This window comes from Collinsella aerofaciens, from assembly GCF_015548375.1.
Taxonomy (GTDB): domain Bacteria; phylum Actinomycetota; class Coriobacteriia; order Coriobacteriales; family Coriobacteriaceae; genus Collinsella; species Collinsella aerofaciens_AB.
The window spans coordinates 64,544-83,988 of record NZ_JADMWW010000008.1; the positions used below are offsets into that span (position 1 = coordinate 64,544).

At 54.4% G+C, this 19,445-nt stretch carries 20 protein-coding genes; 3 read left to right on the plus strand and 17 right to left on the minus strand.

The annotated features are described in order from the left end of the window. Positions 1 to 87: 87 nt before the first annotated feature. From I1969_RS04990 to mihF, 3 genes are all read right to left on the minus strand, one after another. Positions 88 to 405, minus strand: coding sequence for a hypothetical protein (locus I1969_RS04990; protein WP_195233478.1), 318 nt, complete (start codon positions 403 to 405; stop codon positions 88 to 90). Positions 406 to 714: 309 nt separating this feature from the next. Next, positions 715 to 1,899: a hypothetical protein gene (locus I1969_RS04995; protein ID WP_195233480.1), complete on the minus strand. Its 1,185-nt coding sequence runs from the start codon at positions 1,897 to 1,899 to the stop codon at positions 715 to 717. Positions 1,900 to 1,936: 37 nt separating this feature from the next. Next, positions 1,937 to 2,305, minus strand: a complete 369-nt coding sequence (gene mihF, locus I1969_RS05000; protein ID WP_195233482.1) for an integration host factor, actinobacterial type — start codon at positions 2,303 to 2,305, stop codon at positions 1,937 to 1,939. 288 nt (positions 2,306 to 2,593) lie between these two features. On the opposite strand from mihF, the gene relB reads away from it, so the two are divergent. The 3 genes from relB to I1969_RS05015 all read left to right on the plus strand — a co-directional run bounded on the left by relB (position 2,594) and on the right by I1969_RS05015 (position 4,224). Beyond that, positions 2,594 to 2,821: a type II toxin-antitoxin system RelB family antitoxin gene (gene relB / locus I1969_RS05005; RefSeq protein WP_195233484.1), complete on the plus strand. Its 228-nt coding sequence runs from the start codon at positions 2,594 to 2,596 to the stop codon at positions 2,819 to 2,821. Next, complete coding sequence (locus tag I1969_RS05010) at positions 2,818 to 3,102, plus strand: type II toxin-antitoxin system RelE family toxin (protein WP_195233486.1); 285 nt, start codon at positions 2,818 to 2,820, stop codon at positions 3,100 to 3,102. Before relB ends, I1969_RS05010 begins: the two co-directional genes overlap by 4 nt. Positions 3,103 to 3,357: 255 nt before the next feature. Next, positions 3,358 to 4,224, plus strand: a complete 867-nt coding sequence (locus tag I1969_RS05015; RefSeq protein WP_195233493.1) for a Fic family protein — start codon at positions 3,358 to 3,360, stop codon at positions 4,222 to 4,224. A gap of 95 nt (positions 4,225 to 4,319) precedes the next feature. On the opposite strand, the gene I1969_RS05020 is transcribed toward I1969_RS05015, so the two are convergent. From I1969_RS05020 to I1969_RS05085, 14 genes are all read right to left on the minus strand, one after another. Continuing rightward, positions 4,320 to 6,995, minus strand: a complete 2,676-nt coding sequence (locus I1969_RS05020) for an N-6 DNA methylase (protein ID WP_229028268.1) — start codon at positions 6,993 to 6,995, stop codon at positions 4,320 to 4,322. Positions 6,996 to 7,029: 34 nt separating this feature from the next. Next, positions 7,030 to 7,209: a type II toxin-antitoxin system RelB/DinJ family antitoxin gene (locus I1969_RS05025; RefSeq protein ID WP_195233505.1), complete on the minus strand. Its 180-nt coding sequence runs from the start codon at positions 7,207 to 7,209 to the stop codon at positions 7,030 to 7,032. Positions 7,210 to 7,257: 48 nt separating this feature from the next. Then, entirely contained in the window at positions 7,258 to 7,455 is a 198-nt protein-coding gene (locus I1969_RS05030) for a hypothetical protein (RefSeq protein ID WP_195233507.1), read from the minus strand. A 447-nt stretch (positions 7,456 to 7,902) separates the two neighbouring features. Beyond that, the gene (locus I1969_RS05035; RefSeq protein WP_195233509.1) at positions 7,903 to 8,673 is read right to left on the minus strand and encodes a class B sortase; all 771 of its coding nucleotides are present in this window, start codon (positions 8,671 to 8,673) and stop codon (positions 7,903 to 7,905) included. Continuing rightward, on the minus strand, positions 8,670 to 10,499 hold the full coding sequence (locus I1969_RS05040; RefSeq protein ID WP_195233511.1) for a DEAD/DEAH box helicase: 1,830 nt from the start codon (positions 10,497 to 10,499) through the stop codon (positions 8,670 to 8,672). Before I1969_RS05040 ends, I1969_RS05035 begins: the two co-directional genes overlap by 4 nt. Continuing rightward, positions 10,486 to 10,836: a hypothetical protein gene (locus I1969_RS05045; RefSeq protein ID WP_195233514.1), complete on the minus strand. Its 351-nt coding sequence runs from the start codon at positions 10,834 to 10,836 to the stop codon at positions 10,486 to 10,488. Before I1969_RS05045 ends, I1969_RS05040 begins: the two co-directional genes overlap by 14 nt. Positions 10,837 to 10,994: 158 nt before the next feature. Further along, positions 10,995 to 12,818: a relaxase/mobilization nuclease domain-containing protein gene (locus I1969_RS05050; RefSeq protein WP_195233516.1), complete on the minus strand. Its 1,824-nt coding sequence runs from the start codon at positions 12,816 to 12,818 to the stop codon at positions 10,995 to 10,997. Continuing rightward, positions 12,805 to 13,209 carry a hypothetical protein gene (locus I1969_RS05055; RefSeq protein ID WP_195233523.1) on the minus strand — a complete coding sequence of 135 codons (405 nt, stop codon included), beginning with the start codon at positions 13,207 to 13,209 and terminating at the stop codon, positions 12,805 to 12,807. The genes I1969_RS05050 and I1969_RS05055 overlap by 14 nt, the downstream gene beginning before the upstream one ends. A gap of 2,272 nt (positions 13,210 to 15,481) precedes the next feature. Then, positions 15,482 to 16,159 carry a DUF2786 domain-containing protein gene (locus I1969_RS05060; RefSeq protein WP_195233525.1) on the minus strand — a complete coding sequence of 226 codons (678 nt, stop codon included), beginning with the start codon at positions 16,157 to 16,159 and terminating at the stop codon, positions 15,482 to 15,484. Between the two features lie 54 nt (positions 16,160 to 16,213). Next, complete coding sequence (locus I1969_RS05065; RefSeq protein ID WP_195233527.1) at positions 16,214 to 16,741, minus strand: hypothetical protein; 528 nt, start codon at positions 16,739 to 16,741, stop codon at positions 16,214 to 16,216. Between the two features lie 621 nt (positions 16,742 to 17,362). Continuing rightward, positions 17,363 to 17,635, minus strand: a complete 273-nt coding sequence (locus I1969_RS05070; protein WP_324248646.1) for a Txe/YoeB family addiction module toxin — start codon at positions 17,633 to 17,635, stop codon at positions 17,363 to 17,365. Then, positions 17,622 to 17,882 (minus strand): type II toxin-antitoxin system RelB/DinJ family antitoxin, encoded by a 261-nt coding sequence (locus I1969_RS05075; protein WP_195233529.1) that lies wholly within the window; start codon positions 17,880 to 17,882, stop codon positions 17,622 to 17,624. The genes I1969_RS05070 and I1969_RS05075 overlap by 14 nt, the downstream gene beginning before the upstream one ends. A gap of 72 nt (positions 17,883 to 17,954) precedes the next feature. Continuing rightward, on the minus strand, positions 17,955 to 18,386 hold the full coding sequence (locus I1969_RS05080) for a single-stranded DNA-binding protein (protein WP_195233531.1): 432 nt from the start codon (positions 18,384 to 18,386) through the stop codon (positions 17,955 to 17,957). Between the two features lie 78 nt (positions 18,387 to 18,464). Continuing rightward, positions 18,465 to 18,884 carry a hypothetical protein gene (locus I1969_RS05085; RefSeq protein ID WP_195233532.1) on the minus strand — a complete coding sequence of 140 codons (420 nt, stop codon included), beginning with the start codon at positions 18,882 to 18,884 and terminating at the stop codon, positions 18,465 to 18,467. Positions 18,885 to 19,445: the final 561 nt, after the last annotated feature.

Consider the following 19,445-nt stretch of genomic DNA (forward strand, 5'->3'; position numbering starts at 1 on the left):
GAGCATGTCGCAAGGAACCGAAAGGAAGTTCCATCCTAACAGGGACGAGGTCTCATTTGATGCCGTGAGCGCTCGCCCGAAAGCGACTCATTGCCCGACCTCTTCCGGGCTGATGCCCATTTCAGCAAGTATATCGTCCGGTATCCTTATCGGGTCATCCCCGGAATCGTCCTCGGCCAACCCGTATTCCTGCACCTCGGCCTGACGCATAGCCAGTCGGACGCTCTCGGAATAGGGGCGGTTGAGATGTAACCAAGACTGTGAGGAAGCTGGCGATTCATCCAATTCCGCATCCTGGCTATCTCCGCTGCTCACCGCCTTCGGGACGGAAAGATCGCTTTCGACAGCTGCCCTGTCCACCCATACTGATTCATCAGCCGATATTTCCGGCGAGACCTGAGCCATATACATCACCTCGTGTTAGAGAGCTTTGGATAACAAAGAACCATTTCCCGATAAATCAGATGCGAAACGGGCAAACTGGAAGAGGAAGGCCTATGTCAGGCTGATAAGATATGGCAGGATATCGCGGGCCAGGCGCAGGAGCGCACCAAGCAGCACGAAAAGCCCGACTCCCCTATAAAGATATGTCCTCTTGCCGAAGTGATCTGGTCGCATTATCAGGAGCAGGGCGAGGCCGAATCGACCGAATAACGATATGACGTGGAGCAATTTCTAACCTGATTCCCAAGAGCCAATCTATCCGATTCGGACCTATTTCGTGGCACCGCACCCGGAGCAGCGGTAGCCGGTAAGCACTTGCTTGGTTCCAGTTTGCACCTGATATTGTTCCTCATGCGTAACGGCGTCATGGTGAATAGTAACTTGTGGTGTGTAAATAGAGTAAGAGCACCCGGTACTATCCTGATGGTTAATAGCATCTGCGAGAGAAGTCGTTACATAGCCATCAGAGAATCTAAATTCATCATAGTTTGCATTAACGGTCTCATCCCATGCGTCTTGGTCTACAACAGTTCGAGTGCGAGTCTCGTATACGGGGTCGTTGCGGTACTGCGCCTGCCACGTATGCTCATGGGACGGCTTGCTGGAGGAGCCGGAAGAGGGCTTGGAGTCGGATTTTGACGGCGCGGAGCCGGAGCCCGTGGACGGCTTCGCCGCATCGGTCTTCTTGTCCTCGGCCTTCACGGCGCTGTCGGCCGCTGCGTCCTTCTTCTCCTCGACTTTCTCCTTGTCGGCGGCAGGGGCCTTGGAGGCGTTGTCCGTGACCTTGTTCACCACGTCCTTGCCGGCATCCCCCGTGAGGGTACCGTCGCCCTTGGAGACCGCCTCGTTCACCTTGTCGAGCACCTTGTCGATGTCGTCCTGGGTCACGTTCTCGGCGGGCTTCGTCTCGCCTGTAAACTCGGTGGAGCCGGAGTCCTTCGATTCGCCGGAAACGGCCTGCTCGCCGCCGCCTGCGGGGGTGGTGATGGAGCCGTCGGGGTTGATGATGGGGATCGCGGTGATCTCCCAGGTGCCCTCGGTCAGCCGCACGCTGTCCTTGCCCTCGATGGCGTCGGGTGCGGAGGTGGCATGATAGAACTCGACGCCCTCATCAGCGCCGTCGGTGCAGACGTAGCGGGTGATCAGGGGCGAGGAGTCGGCGGTCACACCCTCGGCCTCGATCTTTACGGTCCAATCCACCACGGCTTCGGTCTTCTCGGAGACCTGCTTCTTGCCGCTATCGCCATCGGCCTCGATCTTGGTAATCTCGGACTTGGGGGCGAAGGCGCCGGTCGCCCATGCGCCGCAGAGCCCGAGCCCCGCGACAACGAGAGCGACGGTCGCGCCGATGGCGACCTTGCGCTTCAGGGGCATCTTGCCGCTGCCGCCTCCATCGGGAACGAGGTTCAGGCCCTGGCCCTGGCCGTCTTGATTGTTGAGGTTATTCTCATCCATGATGTTGCCTTTCTCTAATCCCCTATCGGATTCTATTCTATCGTTCGGACATGATGATCTCGGCCACGCGGTCGACCCGGACGCCGCCGGCGATCATCTCCAGCATGGTCAGTATGCGGGCCTTCTGCACGGGACCCAGGGAGCGAATTGTCTTCGTCTCGGAAAGGCCCAATGCGCGAAGCAGTGTTCTTGCCCCCGCCGACCCCACACCGGGGCAACTTTTAAGGAACGCGAACAGCCTGATTTTGGCCGCGACGTTGCCCTCGTCATTGAGGACATCGGCGGGACTGATCTCCCCCGCCTTGAGGCGCCGTTTGAGGGTTGCACGCTCCCGGCGCACTTCGACAGAGCGCTCTCGGCCCTGGTCCGATATTTGCTTTGTGTAGCGGAATGATTCGTTCGGCATGGCACCGTCTCCTTAAATCCCTATCGCGGACTGATGGGCGCCTTCAATAGCGGCGCATTGACGGTGCTGATCACCTTAAACAACTTATACCCCATGAGGGGCGCAAAAACAAGAAACTTAGCCCTTCTTCCGGTAAGGGGCATCTCTTTTACGGCCGTTGTAGGGCATTTGGAGGCGCTTGTCCTGGTGCGGAGCTGCATACTCATTCTGAATACCTTTTTGAAACCGATCCCATGCCGAATGGGTATAATGGGCGTGCTACGGTGTAGTACGTTGATTGGAGTAGCTATGGCCATGAGTGCGACCGCCATCAGGTTCGACGAGTGTGAGAAGGACTGGATCCAGTCCTATGCGAGCGTTCTGGGCATTTCCTTTTCCGAATTCGTGAGGAGTGCCGCCCTCGAAAAAGTTGAGGAGGCTGCCGACATCAAGGCGTACAACGAGGCGCTAATGGAAGACGATGGCACCCGCTATTCGATGGATGACGTCATGCGTATGGCAATGGAGGCCGAGTGAGCTTCAGCGTCGAATGGTCTAAGGCGGCGACCAATCAACTCCTCAGCATCCCAAAGAAGCAGCGGCTCATAATCCTGTCCTGGGTTCAGGAGCACCTTGACGGATGCGAGGATCCGCGTCGCGCACCGAACGGAAAACAGCTTCAGGGCACCGATTCCGGTTGGCGCTGGCGTGTCGGTGTCTACCGCATCCTGGCAAGGATCGAGGACAGGAAAGCCGTCATCGAGGTCGTGAGGGTCGGCCACCGCCAGGGTGTCTACAAGAACATGCCGCGACTGTAAGCCAGAAGAAGTTCCTGTGAGCCAACTTATCGCGATTGCCGCGGGAGAATCTAGTCAACGTCTAACTCGTCCTTAAAGGTGGCGGCCAAGTCACAACCGCCTTTGAGAGCGAAGCGCCGAGGGTGTCTCTTTTACGGCCGTTGTAGGCATTGGGGCGCTTGTCCTGCTGGGGAAACACAAAGCTAATATCGTTTATTCAATTATCCTAGATATAGAAACGACTGTGATTGATACGCCATTTACGAAGGATGCACAATGATTATCTCCCCAAGCAAGATGCAGACACTGAAGGCGGCACCGAATTCCGCCTATGAGGTCATCCTTCTAGAATTCCTCTACCACTCTAACAAGATCGAGGGATCCACCTTCACGCTCGATCAGATCGAGACGCTCTATGCACGGAATAAGGTTATGGGAGACCACGACTTTGACGATATCATTGAGACCAAGAAGTCTTTCAAGATGTTCGATCGAATGGTCGACACGCTCGGAGTCGAGCTGACGCCGGAGCTCCTCATTGAATTCGAGACGATCCTTCACAAGGGGACAACCATGGCGGCCAACGGGGAAAGCGGGCATTTCAAGTACATTCCGAACCGTATTAGGAACAGCTCGGTGCAGGTTGCCCTTCCGAGCGACATTCCGACCGCCATACCGGCACTGCTCGCCGAATGGGAGAGCAGCCCAAAGGACTTCGAGTCGATCTCCCGTTTTCACGCAAGGTTCGAGCACCTGCATCCGTTCCAAGACGGCAACGGGCGAATCGGTCGACTCATCATGATGAAGCAGTGCATCGAGAACGGGGTGGACCTTATCGTCATTGACGAAACGCATGCGGATGAATACAAGAGTTGGATGGAGATTGCGCAGACTCAGGGCAACTTCCGATTCTTCGATGAGGTTTTGCAGAAGTGTCAATGCTCCTTTGACGCGAGAATGCACGAAATAGGGGCCGATATTCTTATTCAATATACCCCGGAGACGCTCGAGGAGGGAAAACGCTCGGTTGATCATTCCACACCTTCGACTTCGAAAATCCAGGCAGACCTGAAGACCCTCGAGAATAAGAAACGAGCAGCCGGTGCGCCTTCGTATAGGGGGCATAACTCTCACAATGTTTAATATTGGCTCTGTTAGACCAGCATTGACATGCAGCACTTTTTCAAGCTAGAAAGAAAATACCCGAGAGCAATTCGTTTTTGTTCTCGGGCATTAGTTTATTTCGGAGGTTTGAATGCTGTTAAAACTGACAAAGCACGTTCGTCTGAGTTGCAGATATCAATGTTAACCAGTTGGCTAACCTCTTCAAGAAGCGCTGCCGCCTTCTTTCGGGTTTCTGCTAGCTCCTCCATTCTTTCTTGAATAACCCGCATCGATTTTAGATTGGGAATCGGAAGTTGTAGCTCACCAAGGACATCCCAAGAAATTCGTGTCCTTCCGATACCTGTGGAAAGCAATATCAAATCTGAGCGGGCTGTATCAGATCTGATTAACGACCATAGCGTATAAACGGTCAATGGGTCTTTTGGCTGAATAACGGTATATTCAGAGGACACGTATAAACCAGCTGTATTTGAATCGACAACAGCAACGGCGCCATTAACGGCGTTGATGTTACTTAGAACGATATCGTCTTTTTTTAGCTTAAAAAGCTGTTCATAACTAACATCCTCTGCGTAAGATTCATCACCCGCGGCAATCGTTCCGTCATACCTAACAACTGCAAAGGTGACTTTCTTCTTCCTGTTATCCCCTCTGGTGTAAAAGAGGTCACCCGCTCGGCCCTCACAAGCGGCACCGGAAGCCCAAATGGGTTCAGCAATGTCTTTGACAGCACGGACTCTATAACCACGTTCGTTCCATTTTTCGACGTTTCTGCCGGCAACAAGAAGCGTGGCTTTTACATCCATCCGGTTTTCTATGCGTTTTGGATCAACCGAATACAGTCGAGCAATTTCAGGGTCACCATCTAAAAATGCTTTATATCCATTAACGATATCGGTGATCTCTTCTTTCGCCTTTTGCGCTGTAATTGCGTCAGACGGAAGAACTCTCTCCCTGTTTGGACTATCTAGCCCCACATACGAGCAGTACCGCATATAGATTCGAGGCTGCTCTTGGGCGGCTTCTATCTTCTTCTGCAAGAAGAGCAGTGACGTCTTGACTCTTGCCTGAGAGCGCTGGAATGCGTCGCCTGGAAGCGATATAACTGCCCTGACGATGAAATGACTTCTAATCCAATCCCTAACGTAAGAAGTGTCTTCACCTCCAAGTATTCCATCATCTAGTACGGTAATTAAAGAACCGCCTGGTTTTAGAATATCGTAGTAGCGCTCAATGAATAGAACGCTTGAGCGTACGGTTCCACGCAAACTCGAGACCCCATTTCCATCTGGACGATGCGCGATGGAGTAATCTTTGAGAAGGGTTAAATCAGACGGTTCGGAGCATTTATACTCCGCAGCAAACGGCGGATTGGTTAGCGCCAAGTCGAAATAGCCGTTACGCCCGGAAATTGCATCTCGAAATTCCTTTTTCTCGCTCCTTAATTCGAGCGAATCCGCGTCCTCTTCTACAGTGATGTTCTTATCAAGGGAATCTAGCTGGAAGATTTTGCTACCGCCGTCTCCATGAAGAAACATGTTCATACGAGCAATACGTGCTAAAGCTGGATCCCTAGCCGCATCGATGCCCCATATGCAATTTTCGGCAATGTTTTTCTTAATTTCCTGCTTCTCCTTCATAGAAAGAGAGGCGTTGGAATCGACTTTTCCCCACATACCATTTAGAGCTCCGATAAGGAACCCGCCAGAGCCGCAGCATGCATCAATAATTTGTGAGCAATCAGAGACGTTTCTTCCGACATGCAGGTCTGAAAGGCCAACGGCGATATCAACAATGCTTCTCGGCGTAAAATACTGCCCAAGTGACTTGCCTCTTAAAGTTGCGTTCAGAAACGTTTCGAACATGCGGCCATTGAGGTCGTCTTCAATGAGATGGAGATCAACTCCTTCAAATCGCTTAACAAGTTCTTTAATCGTTCCTGCGGATAGACGTATCTTCTCGTTAGGTTCAAAAATGCGTTTCTTCTTTTTCTGGGCAATCAGATCCTCGAAGTTCTTTACCAACTTAGCGAAAAGAATCGTATTGACGGGATTCGGAGTCGTTTCCTCGGCCTTTTTTATCCATTGTGATGAAAATTTTGCTCGTGAAACCGGTACAGAATAGCCTTCATCCGTTTCGTATCCTTCGTCACATTCATGCGCTTCTTTATCGGAGGTCATTTTCAGGAAAATCACCTTCACAAATTCAGTGAAAGCGGCTCCGTAACTGAGATGTTCGTGCTTATAGATATAGGAATGTGCGCTTCCGAATAGTTTATTTACCGCAGAGGGTCCGATTTGCTTCAGGACGATGCGCTCTTCCTCTATTTCGCTCGAGAGCCCAGCAGGATGTGTCGCGTTAAAAGAACGCGGTGACAGGTATTCGGCTAAGGTGTCGAAAGCTTTGGAGCCATTATTCATATCAGATAGAGACAATGTGAGAACGGGCTCTGCACTATCCCATCTGTACAGCTGCGTTTTCAAGCCGTTCGTTAAAACGAAGTATTGGACTGGATTGTCTTTATAACCCTGGTTGATTAGGAGGCAATAGCTTGAGCATTGTCCGACCCAATCGTCTAGATCTTCCTTGGTTGATTTGGCATCAATGACGAAACGCACCTTTCTTCTATACGAAAGTGCGTAATCGGGCTTGTAAGGTATCTTCTTTCGGCCCAAGTTTACATTGAGTGCCGAAATGCTTTCCTTTGTTTTTATTTGACTGTCTGACCAGCCCAGGCGCTTGAGAAGCCTGTCTACAAAAAACTGCTCTACAGATGCTTCATTACTCAAATCTTCTTCTCTGCAGATTGCTTTATTCGCCGTATTATTCATTCGGTTTATTTACTTTCATCTCAAACGGCATGCCACCCTCGCGGATCACCGCTCGGAGGAACATGTTCATCGCCGCGGACATGGACAGACCGAGCTCATCGAGGATGGCGGACGCCTCCTTCTTCACCTCCGGCTCGATCCTGATGGTGGTTGCGGGTATGTTCGACGGCATGGCGGCTCCTATCTCTTGTGTATACCACGGTGCCACCATTTTAACGGACTAAGCCGCCCTCGATACCCAGTAGTCCATATAGGGCGGTAGGACGTTGAACATGTCACGAATGCGGGTCGTGCAGGAGCCGTTGGCGAGCTGACGAGCGACCGTGGACTCCGCCGTGCGGGAGTCGGTTGCCATGAAGGTGCGGCACCAGCGGAACCAGTCGAGGTAAGCGCCGAGGTGCTTGGTGGACACTCTCAAAGCGCAGGTCCACCGTCTCGCTATAGCTCCTCGATTCCTTTTTATAGGAGGATATTGCTTGTCCCTTGTTCCGAAAGGCCTTTGGGTAGCTGAACTCGTCATTTTCGATATTTGAGGTCAGATGCTCTCTGCCAATTTGCCCTATGATGTCAAGCCGCTTCAATTAGGACCACCGCCCAGCAGCAATCCCCATAGGTGCGAAGCGCCTATCTACTCTCTCCCTCTTGACCTCTGGCTCTATCCGGATCGTCGTGGCTGGTATGTTCGAAGGCATGGTTGCACTCTTTCTCGTATATCACGGTGCAAACATTCTACCGTTCCTATGCCGCTGCGACATCCTAATAGTCCATGTAAGGCGGGCGGGACGTTGAACATGCCCCTGATACGGCTCTTGCAGACGTTGTTCGCGAGCTGGCGGGCGACAGCCCCTCTGCGGATTTGCAATCTTTAAAAAGTCTTTTCGCAAACCAAAACGCTGCGGTATCGATCGCCGCCAATCGCGGAAGAGCATGTCACCAACGTGATAACAGAGTCGGAACCAGAGGAATCCGACTTCGCGCTAGCGTGCTCAGCCAATGAAGTGAGCCAGGCCTTGAAGTCTAACTCTCCAGCAAAGTCAAATCGTAGAAGCAGATCAAAGTTTTTAGGAACTCTCATGCCAAGCAACGGCATATATCGAATGGTATTGCCATCTGCGTTCGTGAATGTCACGGCTCCAATATTTGCAAAACAATCCGTCCGATAACAATTCTGGAGTTCGGTAAAGCCCAGAGTTCCATATCCCATGTTATGAGCGTACACGAGCATGTTTGCACTTGATGGCGATGAGCCTTCAGCTATATACGGACACCCGGAGAATGACGGTAAGCGATCGAAACCGTGATTGAGGTAGAAACCGTTAGGGTCACCCTGGCGGCATGAGACAACGGGCGTTGAGATCGAGGTCCCTTCGACCGTAAGCCAACCGGCGTAGTCCGGGTTCTCGTCTTTTAGAGACACGCCGCCGTCTGCTTGCGCTTTCTGTTCAGCTGCATTTGCGATTGCAGCCTCTTTAACAATCTCGGCACCCAGGCATATGAAGATAAACACTGAGGCGACAAGAACACCAACCGTCAATTTCACGGCAGTGGAGCTTTTGCTACCAGATGCGACGCGCTCACAATTCCGATCGAAACGCCTTTTCGCAATTTTGCTGAACGGACCTACGAGGGGAATCATCCCTGCTTCTCCTTAAGATGCTCCTTAACGCCCGGCCATTTCATGGCCTTTTCAGGCGAATATTCTTCATGCTCATGAAAGCGCTTGACCTGAAAACCGCAACCGGACGCAAGCGCAAATGAACCGCCTCTATATTCCCAGCTGTTGGACTCACAGACGATGGACTTGCCGGACTTAGACACCTTCAGCGCGCGACCGCACAACGGGCAGAATCCGTATTTCCTTAGATTCGTCTCCTGGGCGCGCCTCTTGGCGCACTCGATGAGTATAGTCGCATCCCTCTTGGTAAGGTCGTCGTAATCTAAGTCACCTGCAGAATCGCCCAAAAGCCTCCTGATAAAAGCAACCTGCGGTTCTGAAGCGGGGTCCTCGGCCCATTTTGCCGCGCGCTCACGGTCCCAAAGGGCCCTATCGTGTGAGGTCTCATAATTCGATTCAAGCCACAGGAGTATGTCCTGCTCGGCAACATCAAGCGACCTATAATATCTGCGCTGGGTCTCCCCCAGTCTCGTAAGATCCGCGGTGCAACAGTCGAGAAGGTCAGGCTTGTATAGCGTGACCTGCCACCCCCTGTCGGATGCACCGGGACCGGCGATATTCCGATCGCCGTTGTAGTGCACGACCCACGCGATGGACCCAGTGGAAGAGAGCACGTTGACCTTGCGCGACGTAAGCACCCAACCGGATGGACAATCCTCCACTTCCTCGACCCTTCTTCCCAAATCGAGAAGCGAGCCATCGAGTTGCTTCCTGCCAACCCTGTCGGGAAAATCACTTTCATTGAGTCCAAATAAAGTTGGCGGTGTGCAGATGCTCTTATCGTCAGAAACGCCCAAGCAGTCGATAAGCCTGAGGGACTTCTTTTCATAGCCGGTTACGGGGTCGGTGTAGAGTCTCAGCCCTCGCCCGACCATCTGCGTGTAGAGCGATGGGTTCTTCGTCGGTCGGGCCAACAATACGGTCTCAATGAGTGGCATGTCCGTGCCTTCGGTAAAAACGCCGTAGTTGATGAGGCATGGAATCTCTCGCGCCGTGAACGCGTCAATGATCTGTCGGCGCTCATCTGCCGGTGTGTTTCCATCGACAACCACAGAGCCGGGAATGAGCTCGGCCAGCGAGTAGGCATGGTGCACGCTCGAAGCGAAGACGAGTGTCTGGCCTATATGGAGTTCTTTATATGCAGCCGCGACCTGCCGGTTCGTCTCAGGGCGGTCAACGCGCTTTGCAAGCTCTCCTACCCGGAAATCGCCCATTCCGGTTCGGACGCCCTTCGTCGACCAGTCCACGATGGTTCTACGGCAGTCGATATCGCATAGATAGCCATTGGAGATTCCCCAGCGCAGATCTTTCTGAAAGACGATATCGTCGAAAATCGCCCCGAGGCCTCGATCGTCTCCCCTCCTCGGCGTCGCGGTGAACCCGATGTGGAGGCGCGGCCTCAAGTAGTCATAGATCTTTCGATAAGACGGCGCTAGGGCATGGTGCGCCTCATCGGTGATAACCATATCGAATTCGCTAGGCTCAAAGTCTCTCTCGAGTCGATTTGCGAGCGTCTGGACAGAAGCCGAGACAACCTCCTCGCCATGCGAGTGCAGTTCGGCCTTTTCGATGCCTACCGGGCAGCTGTAGTACTTAACCGGCTGGGTAACCAGTTCCTCGCGGTGTGAAAGCAGAAGGACCCTACCCTTCCGGGCGATCCTGCTGAAAGTTACCGTTTTTCCGAGCCCCGTTGCCATCTGCACGAGATGTGACCCGCTCTCGAGGGAGTCGCAGATATCCACACACTCCTGCTGATAGTCCCTGAGGACAATCTCATCGGGTACCATCGCTCCAGCCTTCCTCAACGGTAAGCCCTTCCACGCCAGCCGCCAATCCGTTGACGAGCGCGGCGTGCGCGGCGGGCCCCATCGCAAGAATCTTTTCGATGAGTTTCTGGATGTTTCCGAAATACCAATCCTCGTTCATCAAGCAGGCGTCATCGTTGAAGCCCAAGCGGTCTGGCAGCGTGATAGATAGACCGCAATCAAAATCAGATAGAGGATCGCGCGTGAGGAGGGCAAGACCATGAGACTCGACGAGAAGGGCTCTCGCCAGGTCGTCCGAGCTCACGACAAGCATCCTGTCACACAGCTCGCGATACTCGTCATTGTCACCCCCAGGCATCTTATAGCTCCTATCTAGGAATATGCCACTGTCGGGATTGGAAATATCGAGGTACTCACGCTGGAGAGCGATGCCTGATTCAAAAGACGGATCTGGCATATGCACTTCGTCGATACATCCCGTCTCGTAGTAAATCCTCAATGAAGAAGTGTTCATCTTTAAACCGTGTTCTTTCTCTCGGAAACCGTTCCGACTTCAGGACGGACATAAACCGAAGGCATTTGCGATTTCGCTGCTTTCTCGATGCTCTCGATACGGTCACTACCCTCCTGAAGAATGTGCCTTGAGGCGGCTGACTCCAATGCGGCCGCGACGGCGATCGAGTCTCTTGTCTGGATTGAAGTCGGGACGCTGAGTCTCCGGCTGTTTGACCTTCCCAGAAACTCGCCGACCGAGGGGACTCCTCTTAGGTCCCTCACTGTCCTGACTCCGATAAAACCCTCGATTGCAACGAGAGACTCATTTAGCGACTCAGCATCAGCTCGCGCATTATCGAGCGACACGGAGAGCTCACCAAGCCTGTTTCTCAGCCCATCTAGGATTAAACTCGCTTCGACGGCATAGCGCTCAGCCCCTGATGTATCGGCAGATATCTTCGATAATGCCGCGCTGCAGAAAGCGGTATCGGTATCAATTTGGGATAAAAGAGCGTTTCTCTCTTTCCTGTCTACCGGCGTAAAAGATAATGACGACTCCAGCTCGGCAAGTCTTGCTCTGGCAGACGAGATCTTTTCCGAGCGTTCAAGAACCTCCTCCGCAATGGAAATCGATGACTCGATCTCATGGACCTCGTATTCCATGGCCTCAACCTTGAGCATCTGAGACCTGAAGGCATCCTCGACCTCCGTGACGGAGCTATACCCATTTGCGGAAATAACGGACAAGGCTTTGACTCCGGCACTAATTGCGCCGATGCCGGCGCGCTTCGATTTAGATGCAATCCTCCACTTGAGAGCTTTGTCAAAACCCTTTTCTCGCGGGGTGTACCCAATGCTCTTTGTTTTCGCCTCACTCTGTTTGTGTCTGGAGATTCTCGATTCGATATTCCCGGCTACAACATCGACGGGTATTCCGAGCCGGGCACGAATGCCGAACTCGTCGTAATTTGAACCGAGTGAAGACGCAAGTACCTTCTTGTCGTGCCCGCCGCTATCGGGGTGCCTATAGCCGATACCCCTGCGGCTCCATTCGACCGTAAAGCCATCGGCCTCGAACATTTCTACAAACTCATCCCAGTTGGAGCTGTTTGCGATTGACCTGTCTATGGCATCTCTGATTTCCGCAACCCAACTTCGGCCTCCACGGCGCCTAAGCGAACGCTCAGCCGCACTCATGCGGACCGACTGAGTCGTTGGTTTCCTTCGTCCTTCACGTATTGCCTTACGGCGGTCAGAGAGGTCAGGCAACATTCCCATGCCATGTTCACCGGCAATCTCTTGTGCCACGCGCGCCATGGAATCGCTGTCCTCGGGCGTTATTTGAACCTTCAATCCGCTGCTCGCGTTCACCGCATTGAGGATGACGTGCGCGTGCATGACACCGCTTGCGTTGTCGTCATGGACAGACCAGATCCACTGCCAGCCCCGATCAGCAGGCCAAACCCTCTCACACCATTCCTGGGCGAGCTGGCCTACCTCCTCTGCCGATGCACGGTCCCTGGGGTCAGGTGACAAAATCCATTGATAGTAATTTCTCCAGATGAGATCTGGATTCGATTTCCTTTTCTTCTCAAACCACTCTGGGGGCTTATCCTTGCCGAATCTCTTTCTCGTCGCATCCATTACCTTATGCCATCCGTAGGGGGTATCGGGCAGCCCTGGAGAGTGGCCGAACGCCATGGAGCGTGAGGCGGACTTGTCTCCGGCAAGGTATTTTTCCATTCTCTCTTCGTGGTCCTCGGCGCTTCGATGCCCAAATGAAAGGTAGTCATCGACCTGTTTACAGCTGCCTCCACCGCCCGAGAGCGTCTTAAGAAAGGGCATTACGTCTCCTTTCAGTCGGATATTCAGCCTCGATTGCACGCGAGAGACGCTCGCAGGCATCCATCAGACACGGCTCGACGGTATCGATTGCCGCGAATATGGCCATAGACACCCTTCTCGCTTCGGCAGCGCGCGACTGTCCCGATATCGCCTTTGCGTTTAAATTGAGCTCAGACAGCTGCGTCGAAATCGTATAGAGCTCGTCCCAGATATCCCTTAAGGTCGATCCTGATGAGGCATTGGTCTCGTAAAGCGCCTTGTACAGAATGTACTCAGTGACACTCATGTTGAGGCTGTTTGCCAATGCACGAATGGCCTCCGCTTCCTCAACGGTGCTCCTGGCCTCTATACGGGCCCTTTTTGGCTTTTTCTCACGGGACATTTCACCCACGCGCCGTCTCCTAACTCATGCTTTAACAAGCGTAGAGCAGCGACACGTACCGTGCCGTACAACTTGGTGACATGCGGTGCCAATGTTTTTGCAGGTGAATGGCTATGGAATTTCTGGGTTACGCCATTACTGAATTACGCACAAGCCGAATTTAAGAACAACGTAATAAGCGAACTACGGAACTGCGTAAGAGCCGAATAGCGTAACTACGTAACTACGCAACAACGTGATAAATGAACGATTGAAATTCGGTAAGCGTGAAACGCTTGCAACAGTCAGCCGAAACGTCGAGTAATGCCCTCGATCTAATGGGGTCATCGCTATTCAGTATTCCGGCTCGATTGACACAAGGAACCAGTCCTCTATCGAAATCCATCAGAACGTTTCTCGACGAGCCCATGAGGCACGTCTTGCTTAAAATCTCAAGGCAAGATGGGTGGCTGGAGTCGATTACGGACATCCCATTTGGTTCTATTACGGCGCATTGTTACGTACATACCGAAGGAGAGACTAACGTAAAAGATGAACAGCCGAACCGTGACATAGCTGAATAACGTAACTACGAAATATCGGAACTATGTAACAATGCAACTTCAAAATAACGATACTGTTGAACATTCAAAGAATGGGATTCTAGTCGTACCCGCCGACACACCCCAGACGATGCCCATCGGCAAAGCAAGCACCAGCGACCCCATGCTCCCGCCTAAACGATCCGGGGAACTAGGCCTTGGTTTAAACTGACTAAGCGTTTCGTTAGCCTTATGACCCCCTTTTGGCTGATAAGTAATGAGGCGAATAACGTCAGGATCGAAGTCCAGTCCATCTGTCCGGCACTATGCGGCACCCTGCGAATGCGAGACCGAATGCGCCGTGTTCATAATTGATTGACGACCGGCGATCATTCCAAATCAACGAAAAGAAGATGTTGGCTAATAGCTCATTAACGTCAAAACGCAACTGCGTAATAACGTAACTACGTAACTACGCAGTTGCGTAGTAAAGGAATAACTGAAATACGAGAGGTGGTGAAAGCTTGCCGCAGCCAAGAGCGACGCTGGGTAGCATCCTTCGTCTAACGCCATAATCGCAATTCTTTGTTCTCACTCAAGCGGCATAGGGAGGCCGATCTTTCTATCGAAATCTATCCGAGATCTTCTCGACGAACCCGTACCTCACGTATTGTCTAAGAGCTAAAGGCAAGATGGGCGGCTGGAGTCGGTTACGGATATCCCGTTTGGGTCAATTGCAGCGCATTGTTACGTACGTGCCGATAAGGTGAATAACGTAAAGGGCGAACAGCTGAATTGTGCAATAACTGAATAGCTGAACTACGCAACAGCGAAATATCGGAACAACGTAACCATGTAGTTGCAACAAGACGACACTATTGGACATTCAAAGAATGTAAGTTCCGGTCGCACCCGCCCAAAACCTTAGCCGATGTCCTTCGCCAAGAACGACCAGCAGCGACCCCGGGCTCCTGCCTGAACGTACCAGGGAAACTAAGCCGTGAGTCAAATTGACCAAGCGTCCCCCATCAGTCTAATGACTCCAATTTGGCTATCAAGCAATGAGGCAAAAAACGACAGGATCGGAGTCCGGTCCAACCATACGGCGCTATTGCGGCACCCTTTGAATGCGGGACCGAATATGCCGTGCTCATAATTAATTGACGACCGGCAATCTTTCCAGATCAACGAAAAGAAATAATTGGCAAACAACTCATTAACGTTAAAACGCAACTGTAGAGAGACTGAATATCGTAAATAGTGAACTGCTTAACTACGTAATACCGTAATTACAACAAAGAGGAACTACGACGTAATGCAACTACGTAGAAACGTAACTTTGTAACGCCGTAGGCGCCGGGTTTTAGGGCAGAGCCCTAACAAGCGCCGCCCTGGCGGCGGTACGCTACCGGGCAAAACGCAGTTTTGTACGGCAGCGTACGACTCTTGCGGACAAAATTCAGGACCGAACGGTATGATGTTCAATAGTTCTGCTATTCCGTAGTTTCGTGGTTCGCATGTTACGGTTTGCTGCTTTTGCGTTATTGCATCTTGTCGTTATTACGTAGTTCTATAGTTCGCTTTTCCCGTTGTCCATGTATTCACCTATTCCGTATTTCAGCAGCTTGTCAAAAGATCTAACGGGCAATGGGGCCCGGTGATAAATGGTTTCCCATTCGATACCGGAGCCCCATTGCCCGTTAGATCGAGTTAAATAGAAAAACGCCGGGGCCGTCTTTTGGCGGCCCCGGCGTTTCGTCTTATGCCGATGCGGCGGTCACTCTGTCGCCTCTGCCGAACCCATAACCGGATTCATAGCCGTCGGCTTTGACATAAGGATCGCTAGTAGTCCTGACTTTAATCTTGGTCGTCCTCAAGCCGATCCCATCCATGTGACGGTTGACGGATTCGGGGACGACGATCGCGAGCGCCATGGACTCGTCATTGCTGACCTGCTCCGCATAGGCTCGCTTGAGGCCGGAGATGAAGCCAAGCATCCACGTCCCCTTTACGCCCTTCTGGCGTGAGACATTCCCGTACCCCAGAGCCTTCATTCGCGCGCAATAGGTCCTGAAGCAGTTCTCGGCCGCATTGGCGCTCGCCCTAAAACAGCACGAGGCGACAACTGAATCCTCGCCCTCGCCAACGAAAACGACAGTCCTTCCATTGTTGCTATATGACGTGTAGGCCCTGCACCTGTAGTTCGCTGCAACAACAAGTGCAAGGGTTTTCTTCCACTCGGGAATTCGACGACCGAGATCGCAGGCCTCCTCGCCGACTTCTGCCGGTGAATCATCCAGATTGATGTCCTCCAACTTGAGGTTGTTCGAAACGAGGAGCCTCTGGAGCGCCAACGAGGCGGCACGCGCTTCGCCTTCGGTCGCGGCGCCGTCGATTAGGGCAACGATCTTCTTGATCTTCTCGTCGATGTTCTTCATGGTTATCTCCTTTGGAGTGGGGCGAGGACCCGGAGGCCCTCGCCATTGACGGTTCTAGAGATTAGGCAGCTTGTTTCGAGTGATCTGGGCTGTGGGGACACCCCAGTCATTGACGTTGATGAACAGCTGGAAACTCTGGTTCGCATAGGTCAGGTTGATGAACATGCTGCCGTTCGAGCACTCAACGCCACCATCCGGGAAGCTGGCGACGAGCATGTCCTTCTCGGTATGAAGCTCGGACTCAAGCCACGCCTCACCGTCCTCGCCACTCCACTTGAAATGGCTCTTGACGCAATGGGGGCCGATCGCCTTGAACGGCTCGTCCGTCCAGGACCCGATTTTGCCCCATTCGTACTCGATCGCGAAGGAATAAGGATAGAAATCGTCCTTGGAACGAGTCGTGACAAACCCGAGTTCAGACATCACCTTGCAGAAATCGAATGACTCATGGTCGGGGTAATCCTCCTCGATCCCGCCAAAACTATTGCTAGCGGGAATCTTCTTCAGCTCTTCGATGACGGCTTCGAGGTCTTTCTTGGACGGAAACCTTATTTCACCGATACCGGATGCGTAGTAGCCCATCTGGCTCCTCCTAACCGCACGGCGTCGGCACCGCCCCTTGCGTGTGCCCCTCGCGACCCCGCCGCGCGTCGCTTTAGCTCTGGCGAAAGCCGCCGCGGGCAGTCGCGACCCGTCAGGGGTCTGCACGGCAACCTCCACTCCACCAGGCCCCGCGCCCTGCGCGGGGGCTTGTGCGGGGTTCCGTGCGGGCCCTTGACGGGGGGCGGCCCCCGTGGCGACGGAGCGTGCGCGGTCGGGTTCCCGCCCTGGCGCGCGGCCGCGCCCCGCGCGGGCCGTCGGCGGTGGACGCGGCTGCCGTGGCAGGGGCCGCACCGGCGCAGCCGGCGGCGGTGGACGCGGCTGCCGTGGCAGGGGCCGCACCGGCGCAGCCGGCGGCCGAGGGGGTCGCAGGGGGACGGGCCGCATCCGTCCCCCTGCGAGGGGCGAGCGTTGTGCGCGCTTTCGACGGCCGTAGGGGCCCCGTGTGTGGCCCCAGGCTGTCGGAAGGGAGTGCAACGCGAGCCCCGGGGAATGGCCCGTGGGGGTCCAGGGGGAGGCGGCGCGGAGCGCTCCCCCTGGGCGGCAGCCGCGGCATGGAAAAGCCCGCCGGGTCGGGGCGGGCTTCAAGTGAGCCAGACGCTATCAGTGGTCTCCGTAATGCGTCTTACACGAGACGATCTCTATGCCTCTGTCGGTGATTCTGTAGACAAGACGATTCCCTCTGTCTATCCGGCGTGACCAAAGCCCTGAGAACTCGCCCCTTAAAGGTTCGGGCTTCCCGATTCCAACCGAAAGGCCGTTTCGGTCAATATCTAGAATCAGGGCGTTGATGCGCTTGAGTGTCTTTCTGTCTTGGCTTTGCCACCAAAGGTAGTCATTCCACGCCTCCGGTGACCAAACCTTATTCATCGGCATCAAGCAGTCCCCTTTCCAAGCCTCTACCCGAGTCGAGTTCCGAGACTGAACGGCGCAGGTGGTCTAGGTTCTCAGTCGAATAGAAGGGATCGATTGCGACGTCGAAGGGAATCCTCCTTTCCCTGCACATCTTTTTGGCAAAAATGGTAAATGCGGTAGTGACTGACAATCCAAGCTCCTTGCAAACGGACTCGAGGTCGCGCTTGGTAGATTCCTCGATTCGGATATTTATGTTTGAGGTCGACATAGGTTGTATCTCCTTCAATGCTAATGCACTGTATATACCACGCTTTGCATTGTATATACAGTGTATCACTTGCTAGAACGGGATATCCTCGTCGTAAAGGTCGACCGAGGGCGGGATTGCCGCCGGTGCGGGCGCGGGAGTGGAAACGGGGGCCGCAGCGGGGGCGGCGCCGCCCTGACGCTGACTCATGAACTCTATCTCGTCCACGATGACCTCGAGCTTGGATCGGCGCTGCCCATCCTTCTCCCAGGAGCTGTAGCGCAGCTTGCCCTCGATCGCGACCTTGTTGCCCTTGGCGAGGAAGCGGCTGACCGCCTCGGCGCGCGTGCCGAACATAGTGCAGTCGACGAAGTTCGGGTAGTCCTCCCACTCGCCGGTCTGCGGGTTGCGGCGGCGGTCATTCACGGCGACGCCGAAGGACAGAACCTGGGTTCCGCCGGCGGTGACGCGCAGCTCGGGGTCGCGGGTGAGGTTGCCGGTGATGTTGACTCGGTTGATACTCATGTCGATGATCCTCTCGAAGGATGTTGGTAAATAAGGTGGGTCGGGGCGAGTCGCCACCCCGACCATTGGGCGTGTTATCTAGAACCTAGTGAACCAACGATCGTAATCCTCTCCCTCCCAGACGATGTAGGAGCCCTCCTCCACGACCGGACGGAGCGCATCGAGAAAAACGTCCTCGTCTCCGGTCTTGGAATCGTAGGAAAGGCCGACAATATCCCCCTCATCGTTATAGTCGATTCCGAAACCGAGTTCCTCCAGCACCTTGGGGAGGCTGTCGCAAACCTCGTCGTAGTTCCAGAGCATCCACGAGAACCATTTGTCGGGGCTGCTTGCGCAGGACTTGGAATCAGCGGGCTTAGGCGTCGGATCGCCACCGAACTTTCCGCCGCCCTTCAAGTCATCGCGAGCGTTAAGGTCGCAGACTATCTGAAAGCCGCGGTCGAAGTCCTCCTTCCTGATGGTGAAATCTGAGTAGACGATCTGAACGTGGTAGCCCATCTGGCTCCTCCTAACCGCACGGCGTCGGCACCGCCCCTTGCGTGTGCCCCTCGCGACCCCGCCGCGCGTCGCTTTAGCTCTGGCGAAAGCCGCCGCGGGCAGTCGCGACCCGTCAGGGGTCTGCACGGCAACCTCCACCAGGCCCCGCGCCCTGCGCGGGGGCTTGTGCGGGGTTCCGTGCGGGCCCTTGACGGGGGGCGGCCCCCGTGGCGACGGAGCGTGCGCGGTCGGGTTCCCGCCCTGGCGCGCGGCCGCGCCCCGCGCGGGCCGTCGGCGGTGGACGCGGCTGCCGTGGCAGGGGCCGCACCGGCGCAGCCGGCGGCGGTGGACGCGGCGGCCGGGGCAGGGGCCGCACCGGCGCAGCCGGCGGCCGAGGGGGTCGCAGGGGGACGGGCCGCATCCGTCCCCCTGCGAGGGGCGAGCGTTGCACTCCCTTCCGACAGCCTGGGGCCCCGTGTGTGGCCCCAGGCTGTCGGAAGGGAGTGCAACGCGAGCCCCGGGGAATGGCCCGTGGGGGTCCAGGGGGAGGCGGCGCGGAGCGCTCCCCCTGGGCGGCAGCCG

What these genes read in the sequence shown, in the direction of transcription:
- mihF (WP_195233482.1), bottom strand. Translation starts at nt 2,305, where the DNA reads ATGCCGAACGAATCATTCCGCTACACAAAGCAAATATCGGACCAGGGC.
- I1969_RS05085 (WP_195233532.1), bottom strand. Translation starts at nt 18,884, where the DNA reads ATGGGCTACCACGTTCAGATCGTCTACTCAGATTTCACCATCAGGAAG.
- I1969_RS05045 (WP_195233514.1), bottom strand. Translation starts at nt 10,836, where the DNA reads ATGCCTGGGGGTGACAATGACGAGTATCGCGAGCTGTGTGACAGGATG.
- relB (WP_195233484.1), top strand. Translation starts at nt 2,594, where the DNA reads ATGGCCATGAGTGCGACCGCCATCAGGTTCGACGAGTGTGAGAAGGAC.
- I1969_RS05065 (WP_195233527.1), bottom strand. Translation starts at nt 16,741, where the DNA reads ATGGGCTACTACGCATCCGGTATCGGTGAAATAAGGTTTCCGTCCAAG.
- I1969_RS04990 (WP_195233478.1), bottom strand. Translation starts at nt 405, where the DNA reads ATGGCTCAGGTCTCGCCGGAAATATCGGCTGATGAATCAGTATGGGTG.
- I1969_RS05015 (WP_195233493.1), top strand. Translation starts at nt 3,358, where the DNA reads ATGATTATCTCCCCAAGCAAGATGCAGACACTGAAGGCGGCACCGAAT.
- I1969_RS05040 (WP_195233511.1), bottom strand. Translation starts at nt 10,499, where the DNA reads ATGGTACCCGATGAGATTGTCCTCAGGGACTATCAGCAGGAGTGTGTG.
- I1969_RS05025 (WP_195233505.1), bottom strand. Translation starts at nt 7,209, where the DNA reads ATGCCGTCGAACATACCCGCAACCACCATCAGGATCGAGCCGGAGGTG.
- I1969_RS05080 (WP_195233531.1), bottom strand. Translation starts at nt 18,386, where the DNA reads ATGAGTATCAACCGAGTCAACATCACCGGCAACCTCACCCGCGACCCC.
- I1969_RS05060 (WP_195233525.1), bottom strand. Translation starts at nt 16,159, where the DNA reads ATGAAGAACATCGACGAGAAGATCAAGAAGATCGTTGCCCTAATCGAC.
- I1969_RS04995 (WP_195233480.1), bottom strand. Translation starts at nt 1,899, where the DNA reads ATGGATGAGAATAACCTCAACAATCAAGACGGCCAGGGCCAGGGCCTG.
- I1969_RS05075 (WP_195233529.1), bottom strand. Translation starts at nt 17,882, where the DNA reads ATGTCGACCTCAAACATAAATATCCGAATCGAGGAATCTACCAAGCGC.
- I1969_RS05050 (WP_195233516.1), bottom strand. Translation starts at nt 12,818, where the DNA reads ATGCCCTTTCTTAAGACGCTCTCGGGCGGTGGAGGCAGCTGTAAACAG.
- I1969_RS05070 (WP_324248646.1), bottom strand. Translation starts at nt 17,635, where the DNA reads ATGCCGATGAATAAGGTTTGGTCACCGGAGGCGTGGAATGACTACCTT.
- I1969_RS05035 (WP_195233509.1), bottom strand. Translation starts at nt 8,673, where the DNA reads ATGATTCCCCTCGTAGGTCCGTTCAGCAAAATTGCGAAAAGGCGTTTC.